This is a genomic window from Mesorhizobium sp. SP-1A, from assembly GCF_032460275.1.
Classification (GTDB): domain Bacteria; phylum Pseudomonadota; class Alphaproteobacteria; order Rhizobiales; family Rhizobiaceae; genus Mesorhizobium.
The window spans coordinates 953,762-974,428 of record NZ_JAVXZD010000001.1; the positions used below are offsets into that span (position 1 = coordinate 953,762).

The 20,667-nt window shown below is 65.0% G+C and carries 13 protein-coding genes; 7 read left to right on the forward strand and 6 right to left on the reverse strand.

From position 1 onward, the window contains the following. The first annotated feature begins 1 nt into the window (after position 1). The 3 genes from QU595_RS04550 (at position 2) to QU595_RS04560 (ending at position 4,988) form a co-directional block, all read left to right on the forward strand. Positions 2–1,495 (forward strand): ATP-binding protein, encoded by a 1,494-nt coding sequence (locus QU595_RS04550; protein ID WP_315919477.1) that lies wholly within the window; start codon positions 2–4, stop codon positions 1,493–1,495. Next, positions 1,492–4,458, forward strand: coding sequence for a bifunctional [glutamine synthetase] adenylyltransferase/[glutamine synthetase]-adenylyl-L-tyrosine phosphorylase (locus tag QU595_RS04555; RefSeq protein WP_315919479.1), 2,967 nt, complete (start codon positions 1,492–1,494; stop codon positions 4,456–4,458). Before QU595_RS04550 ends, QU595_RS04555 begins: the two co-directional genes overlap by 4 nt. Positions 4,459–4,520: 62 nt before the next feature. After that, a complete protein-coding gene (locus tag QU595_RS04560; protein ID WP_315919481.1) occupies positions 4,521–4,988 on the forward strand; it encodes a hypothetical protein in 468 nt (155 codons plus the stop codon). Between the two features lie 112 nt (positions 4,989–5,100). Here the strand turns inward: QU595_RS04560 and QU595_RS04565 are convergent, their stop codons facing one another. Together QU595_RS04565 and pepN are read right to left on the reverse strand one after the other, a co-directional pair. After that, positions 5,101–7,416 carry a PAS domain-containing sensor histidine kinase gene (locus QU595_RS04565; protein WP_315919483.1) on the reverse strand — a complete coding sequence of 772 codons (2,316 nt, stop codon included), beginning with the start codon at positions 7,414–7,416 and terminating at the stop codon, positions 5,101–5,103. 173 nt (positions 7,417–7,589) lie between these two features. Beyond that, complete coding sequence (pepN, locus tag QU595_RS04570) at positions 7,590–10,232, reverse strand: aminopeptidase N (RefSeq protein WP_315919484.1); 2,643 nt, start codon at positions 10,230–10,232, stop codon at positions 7,590–7,592. Between the two features lie 155 nt (positions 10,233–10,387). Here pepN and QU595_RS04575 point away from each other — a divergent pair, with 155 nt between their 5' ends. Continuing rightward, a complete protein-coding gene (locus QU595_RS04575) occupies positions 10,388–12,694 on the forward strand; it encodes a xanthine dehydrogenase family protein molybdopterin-binding subunit (protein WP_315919485.1) in 2,307 nt (768 codons plus the stop codon). Between the two features lie 41 nt (positions 12,695–12,735). Next, entirely contained in the window at positions 12,736–13,635 is a 900-nt protein-coding gene (locus QU595_RS04580) for a DMT family transporter (protein WP_315920706.1), read from the forward strand. Between the two features lie 19 nt (positions 13,636–13,654). Here QU595_RS04580 and QU595_RS04585 read toward each other — a convergent pair whose 3' ends face one another. The 3 genes from QU595_RS04585 to QU595_RS04595 form a co-directional block, all read right to left on the reverse strand. Next, a complete protein-coding gene (locus QU595_RS04585; RefSeq protein WP_315919486.1) occupies positions 13,655–14,500 on the reverse strand; it encodes a uracil-DNA glycosylase in 846 nt (281 codons plus the stop codon). Between the two features lie 62 nt (positions 14,501–14,562). Beyond that, on the reverse strand, positions 14,563–15,207 hold the full coding sequence (locus tag QU595_RS04590; protein ID WP_410000494.1) for a hypothetical protein: 645 nt from the start codon (positions 15,205–15,207) through the stop codon (positions 14,563–14,565). Positions 15,208–15,306: 99 nt separating this feature from the next. Further along, positions 15,307–15,885, reverse strand: coding sequence for a hypothetical protein (locus QU595_RS04595; protein ID WP_410000495.1), 579 nt, complete (start codon positions 15,883–15,885; stop codon positions 15,307–15,309). A 238-nt stretch (positions 15,886–16,123) separates the two neighbouring features. Here QU595_RS04595 and QU595_RS04600 point away from each other — a divergent pair, with 238 nt between their 5' ends. Beyond that, positions 16,124–17,803, forward strand: coding sequence for an electron transfer flavoprotein-ubiquinone oxidoreductase (locus tag QU595_RS04600; protein WP_315919489.1), 1,680 nt, complete (start codon positions 16,124–16,126; stop codon positions 17,801–17,803). A 48-nt stretch (positions 17,804–17,851) separates the two neighbouring features. Continuing rightward, the gene (locus QU595_RS04605; protein ID WP_315919490.1) at positions 17,852–19,633 is read left to right on the forward strand and encodes a hypothetical protein; all 1,782 of its coding nucleotides are present in this window, start codon (positions 17,852–17,854) and stop codon (positions 19,631–19,633) included. Here the strand turns inward: QU595_RS04605 and QU595_RS04610 are convergent. Then, the gene (locus QU595_RS04610; RefSeq protein WP_315919492.1) at positions 19,592–20,650 is read right to left on the reverse strand and encodes an endonuclease/exonuclease/phosphatase family protein; all 1,059 of its coding nucleotides are present in this window, start codon (positions 20,648–20,650) and stop codon (positions 19,592–19,594) included. The genes QU595_RS04605 and QU595_RS04610 overlap by 42 nt on opposite strands. Between the last annotated feature and the right edge of the window lie 17 nt (positions 20,651–20,667).

The window sequence follows — 20,667 nt, forward strand, 5'->3', positions numbered from 1 at the left end:
TATGGCGCTTTCCGTGCCCGCCATCATGAGGACGACGGCAGCGCGGCTCTCGGCGCTCTACCTGCTGCTGTTCGCGCTGTGCGCGGCCGCGCTGGTCTTCTACATGACTTCGCTGTCGACGCGCATGCTGGCGGCGCAGACCCAGGAAACCATCAATGAGGAAGTGCTCGGCCTCGCCCACGCCTATCAGCGCGGCGGCCTGCCGCTTCTTGTGCGGGTGGTGGCCCAGCGCTCGCGCCAGCCCGGCGCCAACCTCTATCTGATCGCTGACAGCAACGGACAAATTCTCGCCGGCAATGTCGAGAGCCTGCAGCCGGGCATCCTCGACAAGGAAGGCTGGACCCAGCTTCCGTTCTCCTATCGGCGCTACGGCGAAGGCGAGCTGGAGCGGCTGCGAAACAGCGAACAGCGCGACCAGGGCGCCCAATCGAACCAGCCCGACGCGCCGGCGCCGGCGCCGCCGCAGACCGAAGCCGGCCACAACGCCATCGCGGTGGTGCTGCGCCTCCCCAACCAGATGATCATGCTGGTCGGCCGCGACCTCGGCGAGCCCGAGCGCTTCCGCGAGGTGGTGCAGCGCGCGCTGATGCTGACGCTCGGCATGATGGGGCTCGGCGCGCTGCTGATCTGGTTTCTCGTCGGCCACGCCGCGCTGAAGCGCCTCGACGGCATGTCGGAGGCCAGCCGCCGCATCATGGGCGGCGACCTGGCCGGACGCCTGCCGGTGACCGGCTCCGGCGACGAGTTCGACCGGCTGTCCGAAAGCCTCAACGCCATGCTGGCCCGCATCGCCACGCTGAACGAAGGGCTGAAGCAGGTTTCGGACAACATCGCCCATGACCTGAAGACGCCGCTGACGCGGCTGCGCAACCGCGCCGAGGCGGCGCTTTCCGGCGACCGCAACGCCGACGACTACCGCGAGGTGCTGGAAGGCACCATCGCCGAGTCCGACCACCTCATAAAGACCTTCAACGCCATCCTGATGATCTCGCGGCTCGAGGCCGGCTATTCGGCAGAGCACATGACGGAGGTCGACCTGGCTGCCGCCGTGCGCGACGTGGCCGAGCTTTACGAGCCGGTCGCGGAAGAGGCCGGGGTCGTGCTGGAAGCCTCGGTGGATGGGCACTTCGTCATCGACGGCAACCGCGAGCTGGTCGGGCAGGCGCTGTCCAACATCGTCGACAACGCCATCAAATATTCCATCGATTCCACCGCGACGCCGACCGTGCGCGTGACCCTGGAGCGCGCTGGCGGCATGATCAGGCTGGCCGTGACCGACAACGGGCAGGGCATCCCCGACGATACCGACCGCGCCCGCGTGACCGAACGTTTCGTGCGGCTGGAGAAGAGCCGTTCCCAGCCCGGTTCCGGGCTGGGGCTGAGCCTCGCCAAGGCGATCATGACTTTTCACCACGGCAGGCTTGATCTCGTGCCCGGCAATCCCGGACTATCCGTCGTCATGAGCTTTCCCGAACGGCAGGAGCACAAGCAATGACGGCGAACGCGGCGAAGAAACGGACCGCCGGTGGTTGGCTGCTGGAGCCGGCGACCCGGCTTGCGCCGCTGGACGAAGCGCGTGCGCGCCGCGAACTTTCGGAGATCGCCGCCGCGGCCGCCGACGAAGGGCTTCCTCGCCTGCAAAAGTTCCTCGGCGCGACGGGCCCCGCCCAGCAGTTCCTGGCGGCGGTTTTCGACCTGTCGCCTTTCCTGCGCGATCTCGCCCGCCGCCGGCCGCATATGCTCGACGCGCTTTTCGACCGCATGCTGGGGGAGCGGCTGGCCGAAATCTCCGCAGCGATCGCAGCGACCCCCTATGCGGACGGTGTCTCCGAAGCCTCGCTGATGATGGAACTGCGGATCCTGAAGGCGGAGGCGCATTTCCTCATCGCGCTGGCCGAACTGGCGGGCGAGGCGCAAACCTCGCTCACGGTGCGCAGGCTGAGCGACCTTGCCGAAGCCTGCGTGCGCGCCGGCGCGGAGTTCCTGCTGCGCGACGCGAACGGACAGGGCAAGCTGAGGCTGCCCGATCCCGACAAGCCCTCCGAGGGCTCCGGCTGGATCCTGCTCGGCATGGGCAAGCTCGGCGCGCACGAGCTGAACTTCTCCTCCGACATCGATCTCGTCGTCTTCTTCGATCCCTATGCGCCGGCGATCCCCGATCCGCTGGAGGCGATCGACCTGTTCGCGCGGCTGACGCGGCGGCTGGCGCGCATCCTTCAGGACCGCACCGAGCACGGCTATGTCTTCCGCACCGACCTGCGGCTGCGGCCCGATCCCGGCTCGACGCCGCTGGCGATCCCGGTGGAGGCGGCGCTGACCTATTATGAGGGGCGCGGCCAGAACTGGGAGCGCGCCGCCATGATCAAGGCGCGTCCCCTGGCCGGCGACATCAAGGCGGGTGAGGCCTTCCTCAAGGAACTGCAACCCTATGTCTGGCGCAAATACATGGACTATGCGGCCATCGCCGACGTCCATTCCATCAAGCGCCAGATCCATGCCCATAAGGGCCATGGCGAGATCGCGGTGAGGGGCCACAACGTCAAGCTGGGGCGCGGCGGCATCCGCGAGATCGAGTTCTTCGTGCAGACGCAGCAACTCATCGCCGGCGGCCGTTTTCCAGAGCTGCGCGGCCGCGAGACCGTTCCCATGCTGGCGGAACTCGCCGCGCGCGGCTGGATCACCGAAGAGGCCCGCGACACGCTGGCAAGGGAATACTGGTTCCTGCGCCGGGTCGAGCATGCCATCCAGATGGTGGCCGACGAGCAGACGCATACGCTGCCCGAGGACGACGAGGGGCTGGAGCGCATCGCCCACATGCTCGGCTATGCCGGCATCGAGGCGTTCGCCGCCGCCTTCCGCGAGGCGCTGCATCGGGTCGAGCATCATTATGCGGCGCTGTTCGAGGCCGCGCCTGAACTATCGGCCGGCGTCGGCAATCTCGTCTTCACCGGCGACGTGGACGATCCTGACACCTTGCAGACGCTGTCCGCGCTGGGGTTCCAGCGCCCGAGCGACATCTGCCGGGTCATCCGGGCATGGCATTTCGGGCGCTACCGCGTCACCCGTTCGGCCGAGGCGCGCGAGCGGCTGACCGAGCTGACGCCGGCGCTGCTGGAAGCCTTCGGCCGCACGCGCCGCGCCGACGAGGCGCTGATGCGCTTCGACGAGTTTCTGGCCGGCCTTCCCGCCGGCATCCAGCTCTTTTCGCTGTTGCAGTCCAAACCTGCCTTGCTCAGGCTGATGGCGACGATCATGGGCGCTGCGCCGCGCCTGGCGGCCGTCATCACCCGCCGTCCGCATGTCTTCGACGGCCTGCTCGATCCGGCCCTGCTCAGCGAACTGCCGGACCGCGCCTATCTGGCCGAGCGGCTGGCGGTGTTCATCGGCGGCGACCGCGCCTACGAGGACGTGCTGGACCGGCTGCGTATCTTTGCTTCGGAACAGAAATTCCTGATCGGCGTGCGCCTGCTGGCCGGCTCCATCGACGCCCAGCGCGCCGGTACGGCCTTTTCGGACCTCGCGGACCTCACCATCGGCGCGGCGCTCGACGCGGTCGTGCAGGAGTTCGCGCGCCGCCACGGCAAGGTCGAGGGCGGCCGGGTGGCGCTGCTAGGCATGGGCAAGCTCGGCAGCCGCGAACTGACCGCCGGCTCCGACGTGGACCTGATCCTGCTCTACGACCATGACGCGGACGCAGAGGAATCCGACGGCGAAAAGCCGCTCGCGCCCTCGCATTATTTCAGCCGCCTCACCCAGCGCCTGATCGCGGCCGTCTCAGCGCCGACCGCCGAAGGCGTGCTCTACGAGCTGGATTTGCGGCTGAGGCCCTCCGGCAACAAGGGGCCGGTGGCGACCCACATCGACGCCTTCCGCAAATACCAGCGCCAGGAGGCCTGGACCTGGGAACAGATGGCGCTGACCAGGGCGCGGCCGATTGCGGGCGATGCGGCGCTGTCGGCGGAGCTCGAAGCCGAGATCGCGACGATCCTCGCCCAGCCGCGCGATGCGGCGAAGGTGATGAAGGAGGCGCGCGAGATGCGCGCCTTGATCGAGGAGGAGAAGCCGCCGCGCGATCTGTGGGACATCAAGCTGATTCCCGGCGGGTTGATCGACCTCGAATTCATCGCGCAGGTCGCCACGCTGACCGGCAATGTCGAGGGAGCGGTGCGCGGCACTTCCACCGCCACTACTTTGGCGCGGCTTGCCCCCGGCTTTGCCGACGGGCAGGTGCGGCAGGAACTGACGCAGGCCTGGTCGCTCTATCTCGCGCTCACGCAGATGATCAGGCTGTGCCTTGTGAACGCCTTTGACAGGAAGGATGTGCCGCCCGGGCTGGCCGACCTTCTCCTAGCGGCCACGGACCTGCCGGATTTCGGCGTGCTGGAGGCGCATCTCAAGGAAACGTCGCAGAAGGTCAGGAAGCATTTCGACCTTCTGCTTCGTGGGAAGCGGCAATGATGGGCCGGACCGGACCTGCCGCTTCCGTCGCATCGGGGGTAACGGTGCAACAGGAGAAGACCATGAGAAAGTCAACGCTTGCAATCGCCTTCGTCGCCCTGGCCGGAGCCTTGGGCACCGCTGCCTATGCGCAGCAGCAGGGCGACGACGGCATGCGCGGCCCCATGATGATGAAGCTTCAGAAGGCCATGAAGGATTCCGACAACGGCATTTCCTTCGACCAGTTTTCGGACGCCATGGACGCCAGGCTGAAGAAGATGGTGGCCGACAATGGCGGCAAGCTCACCGTCGAGCAACTCGCCGCGGCGCTCGAGAAGGCGCGCTACGAGCGGATGGCCAAGCGCATCATAGACCGTTACGACACCAAGGGCGACAGCACCCTGACGACGGACGACATCACCAGCCACGAGAAGAAGGTGTTCGCCCTGCTCGACAAGAACAACGACGGCAAGATCGAGAAGAAGGAGCTGCCGAAGCGCGGCCCGGGCCATCACGGCCGCTGGGGCGACAAGCACCGCGCCATGCAGTAAGCCGGAAGGCGGCATCCCCGGCGTCGTTCGGTGCCGGGGATGCGATCGTTGTTCGAGCCCCGACCGTTGATCCGGAGCGGGACGAAGCTCAGGACGTTTTAACTCCGGCAGGTCAGGCAGCAGCCTTGAACGGCGCCGGCGGCGCGGGTTTCCGGGACGGGATGCGCACCGACACGATGGTGCCCCGGCCCTCGACCGAGCGGATCTTGAGGGCTCCGCCGTGCAGTTCCGCCAGCGAGCGGGAAATGGCGAGCCCGAGCCCGGACCCGGTGTGGTTCTTCGAGAACTGGTTCTGCACCTGTTCGAACGGCCGGCCGAGCTTGCCCAGCGCGGTCTTGGGAATGCCGCAGCCATTGTCCTCTATGGTCAGCGTCATGGCGCCGGCCGTATTGCGCGCCTTCACCACGATGTGTCCGCCCTGGCCGGTGAACTTCACCGCGTTCGACAGAAGGTTGATGATGATCTGCTTGATCGCCCTGCGGTCGGCGGTCAGCGTCATGGCGTCGGCGATGCGGGTCTCCACGGTGATCGCCTTCTCGCTCGCCTGCAGCGAGACCACCCGGACCGTCTCGCTGATGAGCGGCCCGAGATCGATCTCCTCGCGGTCCATCGAGAACTGGCCCGCCTCGATCTTCGACATGTCGAGGATGTCGTTGATGACGCCGAGCAGGTACTTGCCGCTGGAGTTGATGTCGGAGGCATATTCCTCATAGCGGTCGGATCCAAGCGGCCCGAACAGGGCCTGCTCCATCAGTTCCGAGAAGCCGATGATGGCGTTGAGCGGCGTGCGCAGCTCGTGCGACATGTTGGCCAGGAATTCGGACTTGGCCCGGTTGGCGGCTTCGGCGCGATCCTTTTCCTGCATGTATTTCCGGTTCAGCTCGACCAGTTCGCGCGACCGCTCCTCTTCGGCGCGGCGGGCCAGCGACAGGTCGTGGATGGTCGCCATGAGGCGGCGCTCGCTGTCCACCAGCTTGTCCTGGTGCTGCTTGATCTGGGTGATCTCCGAGCCGACCGAGACGGTGCCACCGTCGCGCGTGGTGAGTTCGTTGACCTGCAGCCAGCGCCCGTCGGCCAGTTGCCTTTCATAGGTCACGCCGGCCCCGGGCCCGTTGGAATTCGCCAGCCGGCGCTCGGAAGCGAAGGCCAGCATGTGCGCCTCGACTTCCTGGCGCGACGTTCCGGGCATCACATGGCGGTCGGAAAGGCCGTTGTCGTGCTGGTACTTGGAATTGCACATCACCAGCCGGTCGGCCGCGTCCCACAAAACGAAGGATTCGGTGATGTTCTCGATCGCCGTCCTTAGCCTCAGGTCCGCCGCCTCGGAGCGCAGCGCCAGATGCCGTTGCTCGGTGACGTCGACGGCGATGCCGATGAGCTGGATTTCGGGCGCGTCCGGATCGACCACCTGCGCCCTCGCGCGCATCCACACCCAGCGCCCGTCGGCATGGCGCATGCGGAACACCTGGTCGATATGGTCGATCTCGCGCGCCACGATGCGGTTGGCCAGCTCGAACAGGTTGCCGTCGTCGGGGTGGATGATCTCGTCCACTTCCCCGAAGGAGAGCATGTTCTCGCAGGGCTCGTAGCCGAGCATGTCGTACATGGAGCGCGACCAGTACATGCGCCCGCGCACCATGTCCCAGTCCCACAGGCCGCAGCGGCCCCTGACCAGCGCCATGTCCACCCGCTGGTGCGCCTCGAGATACATGCGGTCGGCGCTCTGGGCCCGCGTGACCTGGCAGAAATAGGCGTAGAGCACCACGATCAGCACGATCGCGGTCAGCACGAACAGGGTGACGTTGAGCGACACCGCCCTGCGCCACTCCGCGAACACGGCCTCCTGCGGCACCAGCGCGGCCGCGGCGCGGCCGTTCCGCAGATCAACGGCCGCATACCAGTTGGTGTCGTCGATGGCCACGACCATCACGCCGGCCCGCTCTCCGAACAGGAACAGCGGCTGGCCGCCCGAAACGATGCGGTCCAGATGCCGGCCGGTCCACAGGGTCGAGCGCGGCGTCACGGCGCGGATCTTGAGGTCCGCGTCAGCCAGCGCCAGCACGTGGTCCGGCCCGAGCGCGCCGCGCCGGGCGACGCGCTCCAGCGCATCCTGCGCGCCGTCGGCCGGGGTGGTTTCGATTTCGGCAAGCTGTCCGGCCGAAAGCGCCAGCACCGCCTTGGCGTTGCGTTCGATCTCGCCCTGCCAGTTCATCAGCGAGAGCGTGCGCATGCCCGCCACGACGATCAGGAAAGTGACGATCAGGGCCGGGATGAGACGGCGCAGGAACGGTTCCGCCGCGAGCAGCCGCGCATAGGCCGGCTCGGCAATGAGACGCATGTTGCCCGCGAGGCGGCCGCTTTTCGAAGCTGGCCTGTGTCGCTCAAAAGCCGTCCGTCCGGGCGCGCCCCACGCGTCCGCCTTGGCCATGGAATGGCTCCCGATAGTTTGTCCCCGCTGATGACCCGGCAACGCCGCACTTCCGAATCGTTAGTAAAGAATCAAAGCTGATTCGCCTTGTCCAGTGGGCGGGCGAAAAAAGACGCAAATTGCGCGGTGATTTACGCTTCTTCGCTCCGGCAGGCTTCCGGGACGACCCAAGGTCAAGCCAGCGTGCGTTCCACGATGTCCTTCAGGTCCGCGGATTGCGCTGCCGCTGCCATCGACAGCAGCGCCGCCCTTGCCCTGGCCTGCCGCGCCGGCTCCAGCGAGCGCCAGGAGCGCAGCCCGGTGGCCAGCCGCGCCGCAAGCTGCGGATTGCGCTTTTCCGTCTCCAGCACGATGTCGGTGAAGAAGCGGTAGGCCTTGCCGTCCGTGCGGTGGAAGCCCGTCTGGTTGGCGCTGGAGAAGGAGCCGATCAGCGCGCGCAGCCGGTTGGGATTGGTCATCGAGAAGCCCGGATGGCCGCACAGCGCCCGCACCGTTTCCAGCGCCTGGGGACCCGGAACGGCGGCCTGGATCTGGAACCATTTGTCCATCACCAGCGGGTCGTGGCTGTAGGCGCGTTCGAAGGCGGCCAGCGCCTCGGTCGCCTCGGCCGAACCGGCATGGCGCTGGGCCAGCACGGCGAGCGCCGCGGCGCGGTCGGTCATGTTGGTGGCGCCATGGAAATGCGCGGACGCCAATTTCGCTCCTCCGGGCAGCAGGGCGAGATAGTCCAGCAATCCGTTGCGCAGGGCGCGCCGTCCCGCGCTGGCCGCGTCCGGGCTGAAGTCGCCGTTGTCGCCCAGCCCGTGGTAGAGGTCCCCGAACAGGTGCCGGTTGGCGCTTGCCAGCGTGTGCGCCAGCGCCTCCCGGGCCTTGAAGATGGCGTCGGGATCGATGCCCTTGCCGATCTCGCGGGCGATGTCGGCCTCGCCGGGCAGCGCCAGCGCCAGCGCGCGATAGGCCGGCTCCAGCGCTTCGTCGGCCGCGATGCGGCCTGCGGTTTCGCCGAGCCACGGCGCGAATCTCGGCTCCTTGCCGCCGAGGACCGAGCGGAAGGCGTCGATCAGCGCGTCCGTCAGCAAGGTGTTGAACGCCTGCCAGCGCGAGAACGGATCGCTGTCGTGGCCGGCGAGGAAAATCTGGTCGGCCTGCTTCTGCTCCACCGAAAGCGTGACCGGAGCGGAAAAGCCGCGGTTGAGCGACAGGGCGGGCCGCTCCGAAACGCCGGAGAACCGCACCGTGTGCCGGCGCTTGCGCAAATGGATGATGCCGTCCTCGACCGTCGCGCCCTCGACGGCGCCATGGGAGAGGTCCTTGCCCTCCCTGCCCACCAGGCCGAAGGCCAGCGGAATGTGCATCAGCCGCTTGCGGCTTTCGGACGGCGTGGGCGGAAGCGACTGCTCGATCTCCAGCACCAGCTCCCTGGCGGCCGCGTCGTAGGTCGAACTCACCGAGACGTTCGGCGTGCCGGCCTGATTGTACCAGAGCGAGAACTGCGACAGGTCCTGCCCGGAAGCGTCCTCGAACACCTTCAGGAAATCCTCGATGGTCGCGGCCTGTCCGTCATGGCGCTCGAAATAGAGGTCCATGCCCTTGCGGAACGCCTCGGCGCCGAGGACGGTGCGGATCATGCGCACGACCTCCGAACCCTTCTCGTAGACGGTCGCCGTGTAGAAGTTGTTGATCTCGCGATAACGGCGCGGCCGCACCGGATGCGCCAGCGGCCCCTGGTCCTCCGGGAACTGATGGGCGCGCAGCGTGCGCACCTCCGCGATGCGCTTGACCGCGCGCGAGCGCTGGTCGGCGGAGAATTCGTGGTCGCGGTAAACCGTCAGCCCTTCCTTCAGGCAGAGCTGGAACCAGTCGCGGCAAGTGATTCTGTTGCCTGTCCAATTGTGGAAATATTCATGCGCGATGATCGCCTCGATATTGGCGAAATCGGCGTCTGTGGCCGTTTCCCGGTCGGCCAGCACATATTTGTCGTTGAAGACGTTGAGGCCCTTGTTCTCCATCGCGCCCATGTTGAAGTCGGACACGGCGACGATGTTGAACACGTCGAGATCGTATTCGCGCCCGAACACCTCCTCGTCCCACTTCATCGAGCGCTTCAGCGAATCCATGGCAAAGCCGGCGAGCTTCTCCTTGCCGTGCTCGACATAGATGCCGAGGTCCACCTTGCGGCCGGACATGGTGACGAAACTGTCCTCGACCTTGCCGAGGTCGCCCGCCACCAGCGCGAACAGGTAGGACGGCTTGGGGAAGGGATCGTGCCACACCGCGAAGTGCCGGCCGTCTTCGAGCTGGCCGCGTTCCACCGGGTTGCCGTTGGACAGCAGCAGCGGCGCTTCGCTGGCGTCGGCCTCGATGCGGACGGTGTAGACGGAAAGCACGTCCGGCCGGTCGAGGAAATAGGTGATGCGGCGGAAGCCCTCGGCCTCGCACTGGGTGCAATAGACGCCGCTGGAGCGGTAAAGCCCCATCAGCGCTTCGTTGCGCGACGGCGCGACCACGGTCTCGATGGTGAGCTTGAAGCGCCCGGTTGCCGGCAGGCCGGTCACGGTCAGCCGGTCGGGCGTCGCTTCATAGGCGCCGGAAGCGGCTTCCTTGCCGTCGATCTTCAATGCCGCGAGGCCAAGCCCGTCGCCGTCCAGCACCAGCGGGACGTCCGCGGCGACGCCCTCGCGCCGCTCCATCGTCAGCACCGCCGTCACCTGCGTGGCGTCGGGCGACAGGCGGAAGGTCAGGTCGGTTTCGGGGATGAGGTAGTCGCTGGGGCGGTAGTCCTCGAGCCTGAAAACCTGGCCTGTGTCTGTGCGCATTCCGTAGACGCTCCCTGACGAATGTGGCGGCGCTGCGGTCCGCTGGGTTCAATAAAACTGAAGCCTGCGCTCTTTACACCAAAGCCACCCTCGACAAAACTGCAATGGACCTTATCTCAAGGGCCGCTTCCCAATCCGTCATCGCGAGGTCTTCAATGACTGCCGTCACGCCGAAATTCGGGATGGGCGCCTCCGTGCGGCGGGTCGAGGATCTTTCCTTCATCACCGGGCAGGGCCGCTATACCGACGATATCCGCCCCGAGCAGGTCCTGCATGGCTATGTGCTGCGCTCGCCCGTGGCCAAGGGCACCTTCACGATCGGCTCGCTGGAGGCCGCGCGTGCCGCGCCGGGCGTGCGTCTGGTGCTGACCGGCGAGGACGTCGCGCCCCTCGGCGGCCTGAGGTCCGAGGCCATGCAGAAGCAGCCCGACGGCACCCGCGCGCCGACGCGCGACATCCCGATCCTGTGCCGCGAGCGCGTGCAGTATGTCGGCGACGCCGTCGCCTTCGTGGTGGCCGACAGCCGCGCGCTGGCGCAGGACGCGGCCGAGCTGATCGAGATCGATTACGAGACCGAGGAGGCCGCTTCCGGCACCGCCGCGGCGCTCGATCCGGCGACGCCGCTGGTCTGGCCCGAACTCGGCTCCAACCGCGCCTTCTTCCACCATTTCGGCGACAAGGCGAAGGCTGATGCCGCCTTTGCCAAGGCCGCGAAGGTCACGCGCATCGAGTTCTACAACAACCGGCTGGTGTGCAACTACATGGAGGCGCGCGCGGCCATCGGCGAGTGGGACGCGGCCGAACAGCGCTTCACCCTGACGACGGGCTCGCAGGGCGTGCATTCCATGCAGAAGATCCTCACCTCGATGTTCGGCATCGACAAGGACAAGCTGCGCGTCGTCACGCCGGACGTCGGCGGCGGTTTCGGCCCCAAGGCCTTCGTCTATCGCGAGCACGCGCTGGTGCTGGAAGCCGCGAGGCGGCTCGGCCGGCCGGTGAAATGGACCGGCGACCGCACCGAGCATTTCCTCACCGACGCGCAGGGGCGCGACAACATCGTCGCCGCCGAGATGGCGATGGACGCCGAGGGGCGTTTCCTCGGCCTGCGCGTCGACCTCAAGGCCAATATGGGCGCCTATATCTCGCAATATGCGCCCTTCATTCCCTATCTCGGCGTCACCATGTCCACCGGCGTCTACGACATCACGGCGCTCGACGTGTCGGTGACCGGCCTCTACACCAACACCTGCCCGGTGGACGCCTATCGCGGCGCCGGCCGCCCGGAAGCCGCCTTCCTGCTGGAAAAGCTGGTCGACGCCTGCGCCCGCGACATGGGGCTGGCCCCGGACGAAATCCGCCGCCGCAACTTCATCCGCCCCGAACAGTTCCCCTACCGCACCCAGACCGGGCGCCTCTACGACAATGGCGAGTTCGAGGGCCACATGAAGCAGGCCATGGAAAGGGCCGGGTGGAGCCGTTTTTCCGAGCGGCTGGCGCAGGCGAAGGCGCGCGGCCGGATACGCGGCATCGGCATGGCCACCTATATCGAGGCCTGCGCCTTTCCAGGCTCCGAGCCCGCCTATGTCGAACTGCATGGCGACGGCACGGTCACGCTGAAGATCGGCACCCAGTCGAACGGGCAGGGCCATGCCACGGCCTATGCCCAGTTCGTCTCCGAAAAGCTCAACCTCCCGATCGACAGGATCAGGGTGCGGCAGGGCGACACCAACGAGTTGAAGTCGGGCGGCGGCACCGGCGGCTCGCGCTCCATCCCGCTGGGCGGGGTTTCGGCCGCACGGGCCGGCGAGGACCTCGCCAGCAAGATCCGCAAGATCGCGGCGGACGAACTGGAGGCTTCCGCCGCCGACATCGAACTGGCGGACGGCGAGGCCCGCATCGTCGGCACCGACCGCTCCATTGGTTTTGCCGACATCGCCAGGGTGGCGCAGCGGCCGCAGGACCTGCAAGGCTTCGGCGAGTTCCAGCAGGACGAATGCACCTATCCCAACGGCACGCATATCTGCGAGGTCGAGATCGATCCGGACACCGGCGCGACGCAGATCGTCGCCTACACCATCGTCGACGATTTCGGCGTCACCGTGAACCCGATGCTGCTGGCCGGCCAGGTGCATGGCGGCGTGGTGCAGGGCATCGGCCAGGCGCTGACCGAGGACGCGGTCTATGGCGAGGACGGGCAACTGCTGACGGCGAGCTTCATGGACTATGCCGTGCCGCGCGCCGACACCGTGCCGTCCTTCCATTTCGAGACGCGCAACGTGCCCTCGGTCACCAACGCGCTCGGCATCAAGGGCGCGGGCGAGGCGGGCAGCATCGGATCCACGCCGGCCGCGCTCAACGCGGTGACGGACGCGCTCTATCGCGCTTATGGAATCGGCCATATAGAGATGCCTGCGACGCCTGCCCGCATCTGGGAGGCGATACACAAGACGGCCATGGCGTGACGGCGGCGACAGTTTCGGGGAATACGCTCACCGGCATCGGCATGAAGATGCTTTCGGTGGCGGTGTTCGTCACCATGCAGACCTTCATCAAGGCCGCCGGCGACGTGCCGGCGGGCGAGATCGTCTTCTTCCGTTCGTTCTTCGCCATCCCGCCCATCCTGATCTTCCTGGCGCGGCGCAACCTGCTGCACAGCGCGCTGGCGACGACGCGGCCGCTCAACCACGTCGCGCGCGGGCTGGTCGGCGTCTCGTCCATGGCGCTCGGCTTCTTCGCCCTGACGCGCCTGCCGTTGCCGGAGGCGATCACGCTGAACTATGCGCAGCCGCTACTGGTGGTGGTGTTCAGCGCCATCTTCCTCGGCGAGACCATCCGGCTCTATCGCTGGAGCGCCGTGACGGTCGGTCTTGTCGGCGTCGTCGTCATCTCCTGGCCGGAACTGACGCTGCTGACCTCTCCCGGCGCGCTCGGCGACCAGGAACTGCTGGGCGTCGTCGCAGCGCTTGCGGCCGCGGCCATCTCGGCAGTCGCCATGATCCTGGTGCGCAGCCTCGTCCATACCGAGAGGACGGCGACCATCGTGCTCTGGTTCTCGCTGACGGCGACGGTCGCCTCGCTGCTGTCGATACCGTTCGGCTGGCAATGGCTCTCGCCGGCGCAGGCGGTTTTTCTGGTGGGCGCGGGCGTCTGCGGCGGGCTCGGCCAGATCCTGATGACGGAAGCCTATCGCCATGCCGAAGCCTCGGTGGTGGCCCCGTTCGAATACACCTCCATGCTGCTCGGCGTCGTGGTCGGCTACTGGCTGTTTTCCGAAGTGCCGACGATCAACACGCTGGTCGGCGGCGTCATCGTCGTTTGCGCCGGCATCGCCATCATCTGGCGCGAGCGCCGGCTCGGCCTGCCGCGCGGCAAGGCGCGCAAGATCCTGCCGCCTCAGGGGTGAGGGGCGGGGCGGCAGCCGATCAGCCCAGTTCCCTGAGCTTCACCTTCACGTCCACGAAGTCGCGCCAGGCCAGCCGCTTGTGGGCCGGCGTGCGCAACAGATAGGCCGGATGCAGCGTCGGCATGGCCGGGATGGCCACTCCCGAACGGGTGGTGTGGACGCGCCAGTTGCCGCGCAGGCGCAATATGCCTTCGCTGGTGTCGAGCAGCGTCTTGGCCGAGGGGCCGCCGAGATTGACCAGCACCTTGGGATTGACCAGCTCGATCTGCCGCTCGATGAACGGACGGCAGATTTCGGTCTCGTGCGGCGTCGGCGCACGGTTGCCGGGCGGACGCCAGGGGATGACGTTGGCGATGTAGACGGAGTTCCGGTCGTAGCCGATCGCCGCCAGCATGCGGTCGAGCAGGCGGCCGGAGCGGCCGACGAAAGGCAGTCCCTCCAGGTCCTCGTCGCGGCCGGGCGCTTCTCCCACCAGCATCAGCGACGCTTGCGGGTTGCCGTCCGCGAAGACGAGGTTCTTGGCGGTGGATTTCAGGTTGCAGCCGTCGAAGCCGGCCATCGCTGCGCGCAATTCCTCCAGCGTCGAGGCGCCGGCCGCCAGTTGCCGGGCGAGCGCCGCCTGCGCCTCGTCCGGCACCGTCGCCGTCGCAGGCGGACGGATCGTCGTCGCCGACGGTGCCTGTCTTTGCGCAACCTCCCGCTCCGGCCGCTGCGCCGGCATGGGTGCGGCGGCGCGCGGCGGCGTCCTGGAGGAAGCCTCGGCGAAACGGTTCGCCGGCTCGTCTTCCAGCGCCTCGTCCACGCCGGCTTCCGCATAGAAGGCGAGCAGCGCGCGCAGGTCGTTTGCAGTGTCGGGGGCGATCATGGCCGCACATTCCTTCGCCCGGACCGGATTTGCAAGGCCGGAACCGTTCGGACGCGGCTTTCTCACATGAGCGGGATGCGCGGCTCCTGCAACAGATAGATCGTCAGGCGCGGCGTGTAGTCGGTCACCAGGAACTCGAATTCGGCCGTCTTCGAGGGATCGACCTGGCCGTGCTTGAACAGGAGCCGGTCGAAGGGCCTCAGGTCCCGGTGGTATTCGGCGTAGTTTCCGGATCGGATGTTGTCCGGACTGGTGTTGCGCTGGTCGAACGACAGGCCGTCGCTGTCGTCGCTCGGCCTGCCGAGGGCCGATTGCAGCTCGAATTCGAACTCGACCCAGGGTTGCCCGCTGTTGTTCAGCGCGTCGATGCGCATGTACATCAGCCCGCTGGCATAGTCGCCGGACGGATCGAAGGGAACGATCGGGCGGATCGTGCGGATGGTCAGCGTCACCGGGGTTGCCGAGTCCATCTCCTCGTAGAGCACGATCGGGTCGCCGCGGGTGCCCTTGCCGGAGACCCCTTCGATGCGAAAGCCGCCGAGTTCGTCGGAAAAGGAATAGGGCCCCGAGGGCCAGACCTTGAGCTCGTCCGCCCGGCCGGCGGGCGGCATCGCGGCCGTGATACCGAGCAGGAGCGCGAACCACGTGGCGCGCTTGGCGGTGGAAAGCCGCCAGGCTGGGGCGTCCAACGGGCCGGGACTGCGCATGGCGCGAGTATGACCGATCGCAAGCCCGTCGAAAAGCGGTCGCGTCACGCCCCGGAACGGCGTTGCAAGCCTCAGGTGGAAGGCCTCAGGTGGAAGGCCTCAGGTGGAAGGAATGCGCGGATCCTGCACGATGTAGAAGGTCCAGCGCGGGGTGTAGTCCGTCACCAGGAATTCGAATTGCGCGGTCTTCAGCGGATCGACCTTGCCGTCCTTGAACAGCAGCCTGTCGTAAGGTTCGAACATGCGGTCGAAATCGGCGAAATCGGGGGAGGCGATGTTCTCCGGCGTCTTGGAGCGCTGGTCGAAGGAAAGCCCGTCGCCGAAAGTGCTGGGCTGGCCGAGGATTTCCTGAAGCTCGAACTCGAACTCCACCCAGGGCTGGCCGCTGTTGTTGAGCGCGTGGATGCGCATGTACATGATGCCGCTGACATAGTCGCCCGACGAATCGAAGGGCCGGATCGGCCGTATGGCGCGGATGGTCAGCGTCACCGGCGTCGCGGAAACCAGCTCCTCGTGGATGACGATGGGGTCGTCATGGGTGCCCTTGCCGGAAACGCCCTTTATCAGGAAGCCGCCCAGCTCGTCCGAAAAGGAATAGGGGCCGCTCTCCCAGTCCTTTTGCTCCTGCGCGGCCGCGGGTGCGGCCGAAATCACGGAAAAACCGGCCAGAATCGCCATGCGCGCAAGGCACGCGACGGCGAGGCGCATGGGCGGTAATCCGGATGGATCGGGGCTGCGCATGGGGCCAGTATGGCCGATCGGCCCGCAACCGCAAAGCCGGCGCATGAGCCGATCGGCACAACAGAAATGCCTTCGTGAAATAGAATGGCTTTTTTTCACCAGTTTCGTGTCGCGAACGGATAGGCTATGGAGCGCTAAGCCAGCTATATCCAGGGCAAGCGGTGCGGAGGAATTGATGAGCGATATTGAATGCGAAAGCATGGAGTTCGACGTTGTGATCGTCGGCGCGGGCCCGGCCGGCCTCGCCGCGGCGATCCGGCTGAAGCAGGTCAATCCCGAATTGTCCGTCGTGGTGCTGGAAAAGGGCGGCGAAGTGGGCGCCCATATTCTTTCCGGCGCGGTCGTCGATCCGATCGGCATCGACCGCCTGCTGCCCGGCTGGCGCGAGGAGGCGGACCATCCCTTCAAGACCCCGGTGACGGCCGATCATTTCCTTGTGCTCGGGCCTGCCGGCTCCTTCCGCCTGCCCAATTTCATGATGCCGCCGCTGATGAACAATCACGGCAACTACATCGTCTCGCTGGGCAATGTCTGCCGCTGGCTGGCGACGAAGGCCGAGGCTCTGGGCGTCGAGATCTATCCGGGCTTCGCCGCCGTCGATCTGGTGCTGAACGAGGACGGCGCCGTCACCGGCGTCGTCACCGGCGACATGGGCGTCGAAAAGGACGGCACGCATGGCCCGAACTACGCGCCCGGCATGGCGCTGATGGGCAAATACGTGCTGATCGGCGAGGGCGCGCGCGGCTCGCTCGCCAAGCAGCTCATCGCCCGGTACAAGCTTTCGGAAGGCCGCGATCCCGGCAAGTTCGGCATCGGCCTGAAGGAGCTTTGGGAGGTCAGGCCGGAAAACCACAAGCCGGGCCTCGTGCAGCACTCCTTCGGCTGGCCGCTCGACATGAAGACCGGCGGCGGCTCGTTCCTCTACCATCTGGAGGACAATCTCGTTGCCGTGGGCTTCGTCCTCCACCTCAACTACAAGAACCCGTATCTGTCGCCCTTCGAGGAGTTCCAGCGTTTCAAGACGCATCCGGCGATCCGCGGCACCTTCGAGGGCGCCAAGCGCATCGGCTACGGCGCGCGCGCCATCACCGAGGGCGGCTGGCAGTCGGTGCCGAAGCTGTCCTTCCCGGGCGGCGTGCTGATGGGCTGCTCGGCCGGGTTCGTCAACGTGCCGCGCATCAAGGGGTCGCACAACGCGGTGCTGTCGGGCATGTTGGCGGCCGAGCACGTGGCCGAGGCCATCGCCGCAGGCCGCGCCAATGACGAGCTGGCCTCCTACGAGGCGGCGTGGCGCACGACCGACATCGGCAAGGACCTGAAGAAGGTGCGCAACGTCAAGCCGCTGTGGTCGCGCTTCGGCACCCTGGTCGGCATCGGCCTCGGCGGGCTGGACATGTGGCTGAACACCATCTTCGGCGTTTCGCCCTTCGGCACGCTGAGGCACGGCAAGACGGATGCGGCTTCGCTGGAGCCGGCCTCGAAATATGCGAAGATCGACTATCCCAAGCCCGACGGCGTGCTGACCTTCGACCGGCTGTCTTCGGTGTTCCTGTCGAACACCAATCATGAGGAGAACGAGCCGGTCCATCTGATCGTCGGCGACATGGAGTTGCAGAAGCGCTCCGAGCACGACGTCTATGCCGGGCCCTCGACGCGCTATTGCCCGGCGGGCGTCTACGAATGGGTGGACAAGGACGGAAACGCCGCCGCCGATCCGAATGCGAAGGACGTGCGTTTCGTCATCAACGCGCAGAACTGCGTGCACTGCAAGACCTGCGACATCAAGGACCCGAACCAGAACATCAACTGGGTGCCGCCGCAAGGCGGCGAAGGCCCGGTCTACCAGAACATGTAGTTTGTTAGCATGTTCTTGCAGCCGCGCAATTTGAGAAGCAGGCTCGTTTTGACGACGCTTGTGGTCACCGCTACCTTCGGTGTCGCTCTTGCATTTTTATCGAAGGCACAGAACGACCCATTAGTTGTTGGGCTTAAGGCGGAAGTAGACAAGAAGTATCCCGACAGAGAATCTTTCCTGTTTTTTGAAAAATACAAGATATATCAATTTAAAGCTTCTGAGCATGGAAAATTTGCTGTATTCAGCAGAGTTTCTATGGGAGGGCAACCAACATTATATATATATGAAAATGACAGAGCAGCCGTTAGAGCGCTAGAGGGTTCAAACTCGATCATGTTTGATCCTGACATTGATGATAGTGGTAACTATGTTTTTAGTAAGCATACGAATTTGGTATCTCAATCCGTTTTAGTATACAGAGACATTGATGTAGGGGGTCGAGAGGGTTTATACAAAAATTCAATTATATATTATAATAATATAATATCAGATTTTTATGATAAGAAAGAAGATAAAAGTTATATTTTTGTATATGATTTAGAAAGTAAATCAAAATCGTATTACAGTGTTGATACATATATCGATAATTTCTCTGTCTCCAAAGGTGAAGTTGTTGCGTACGGTATGTCCGTCACCGGTGGGCCGGCGCGCTATGTGCTGGATCTTCGGCAGGGCACGGTGGCGAAGATGCCTTCCGTCGGCAATTCATCTGAAGATTGTTTTGTGGGGGCGGGCTATCGCTCGATCGATATTAACTCCACCTGTTTCAAGAAAGAGGACGTGCGCGGGCGCCTAGCTTACCTTTTGTCGCGCGAGATTCGCCAAAAGGATCCCGCACTGGCGCTTGCCTGTTCGAGTAATGATCTCGGCAGAGTTTCATGGAATGTCGCCTATCGGCTGATGGTACTGGCCGAATATCGAAAACTCATACCGGAAAGCGAGATCCCGGTCGCGACCATAGCCTCCGCTGCCGTTGATTGCCTTCTGGCAAACTATGAGAAGACGAGAACTCTGATTGGCTGGTCGACGAGGAAGTACGCTTTGGACCGGAAGGAACCGCTTGCCTTGCTGGTGGATAACGCCATGCCGCTTTACCCCATGCTTAAGATGGCCAGGGACGGTTGGCTGGAAGAGTCTCAGAAAGAGAAAATTATCGAAATTTCAAAGGAAATTTTCGATTTTTACGAGCCAGATTATCGAAAATCTGCCGACGGATACATCTTTAGGAAAGGTATCAAATTTTGGGCGGATGGTGTCGTTTTACCTTTTAATCAGCAGAACATATTCGGACTTGATTTGTTGGAGATGTATCTCATTACCGGTGATACGCGATACCGTGATCGCGTCATAGAGCTTGCAGAAAACTTCAAGGCAAGCTGGACTTTGACGGATGAAAATTCTGCTTTATGGAACTATTGGCCGAAAGAGTACTATCGTGGATGGAGGAAGGAGGACGATATATCCGTCAATACGCCTTCACTCGATGCTTCCGAACCACGGTATGAAGATACGTCCCACAGTGGAATCAACGTCAAATTCATGCTTGAGGTCTACAAGAACCTGCCCGATGGGCCGGTTTCCGCGAACGACATTCGGCTCCTTGCCAATACGCTGAAGCGCTTCCAGATCGGGGACAGCTATAGTTGTTTTATCGACGGGAATAGGGATGAAAAACTGTCCGATCGGTGCGTCCCGAGCTTCGGGTGGACTGAGTTGGACAACGAAAAGCTACGCGAGCAGATCGCGAGAGGCCTGCCGGAAGTGATGCCGTTATTTGAAAGCGAATGGTCAATCGCTTATGCTGCCGCTCTGGCGCAGCAAGGAAAGTGATCTTCCCACGAGGGCGATCGCGCTCTCTCGCTTGTCCTCTGGTTCGTCGGCCGGAAGACGCAGCGAGAACTCCACCTGCACTGGCAGGTGGTCGGAACCCGTCTCCTCCAGCGTCCTGACATCGTGGACGATCACGTCGCCCTTGAACAGGACGTTGTCGATCGGCAGGCCGGCGAAGCGCAGCAAACCCGGCAGGCGCCAATAGAGCCAGGTCGGGCCGGCGGAGGGCGCGAGCGTCAGGGCGCCGGCCTCGGCGACGCGCCGTGCCGCGGCGCTCCAGGGCGTGGCGTTCAGGTCTCCCGCCAGCAGGGCGCTCTCCGAAAGCTCGCTCAGCGGTTCCGAGATCGCGCCGATCTGCCAGGCCTGGTGCGACGGCCATGGCCAGGCGAGGTGCAGCGCGGCCACGTCGATCTCCTGCCCGCCGAAATCGACCGTGGCGACCGCCATCGCCCCGCGCTCGAAGCACACCGGTTCCGAACCTGCGGCGAAGGGGCGCCGCGACAGGATCGCCACGCCGAAGACCAGGTTGGGGTAGGGGCAGAAGATACTGTGCGGATAGGCGGCGGAAAGCAAAGCCAGCTTCGAACGCCACATGTCCGAGACCTCGTCGAGCGTCACCACGTCGGGCTTGGTGCGGCCGATCAGCGACAGCGCCTTTCCGGGCGTGGCGTTGTCGTAGCGCAGGTTCATCTGCAGCAGGCGGTAGAGCGGCTGGTCCGCCGGAGCCGGCGAAAAATCCGCCTGCACCTGCCCCGGCAGATGGGGGGCGAACGAGGTGGTCGAGAAGGACGTCGCGGCGAACACCAGCACCGAAAACGCCAGGAATCTCTGGCTCGTCGCCAGCACGGGCAGCGCCAGCAGCGCGGCCAGCACGGACAGGTGGGCGCGGAAATGCGCGAGCGTGTCGAAGGCCGGATGGAAGCGGCCGAAAAAGCCGGCCAGCAGCAAAAGCGCGAGCAGGAGCATCGCGGCATTCGCCCATGCGAGGACCGTTCTTGGCTGGCGCATCCTTTCCATGCGCAACCTCTAGCGGC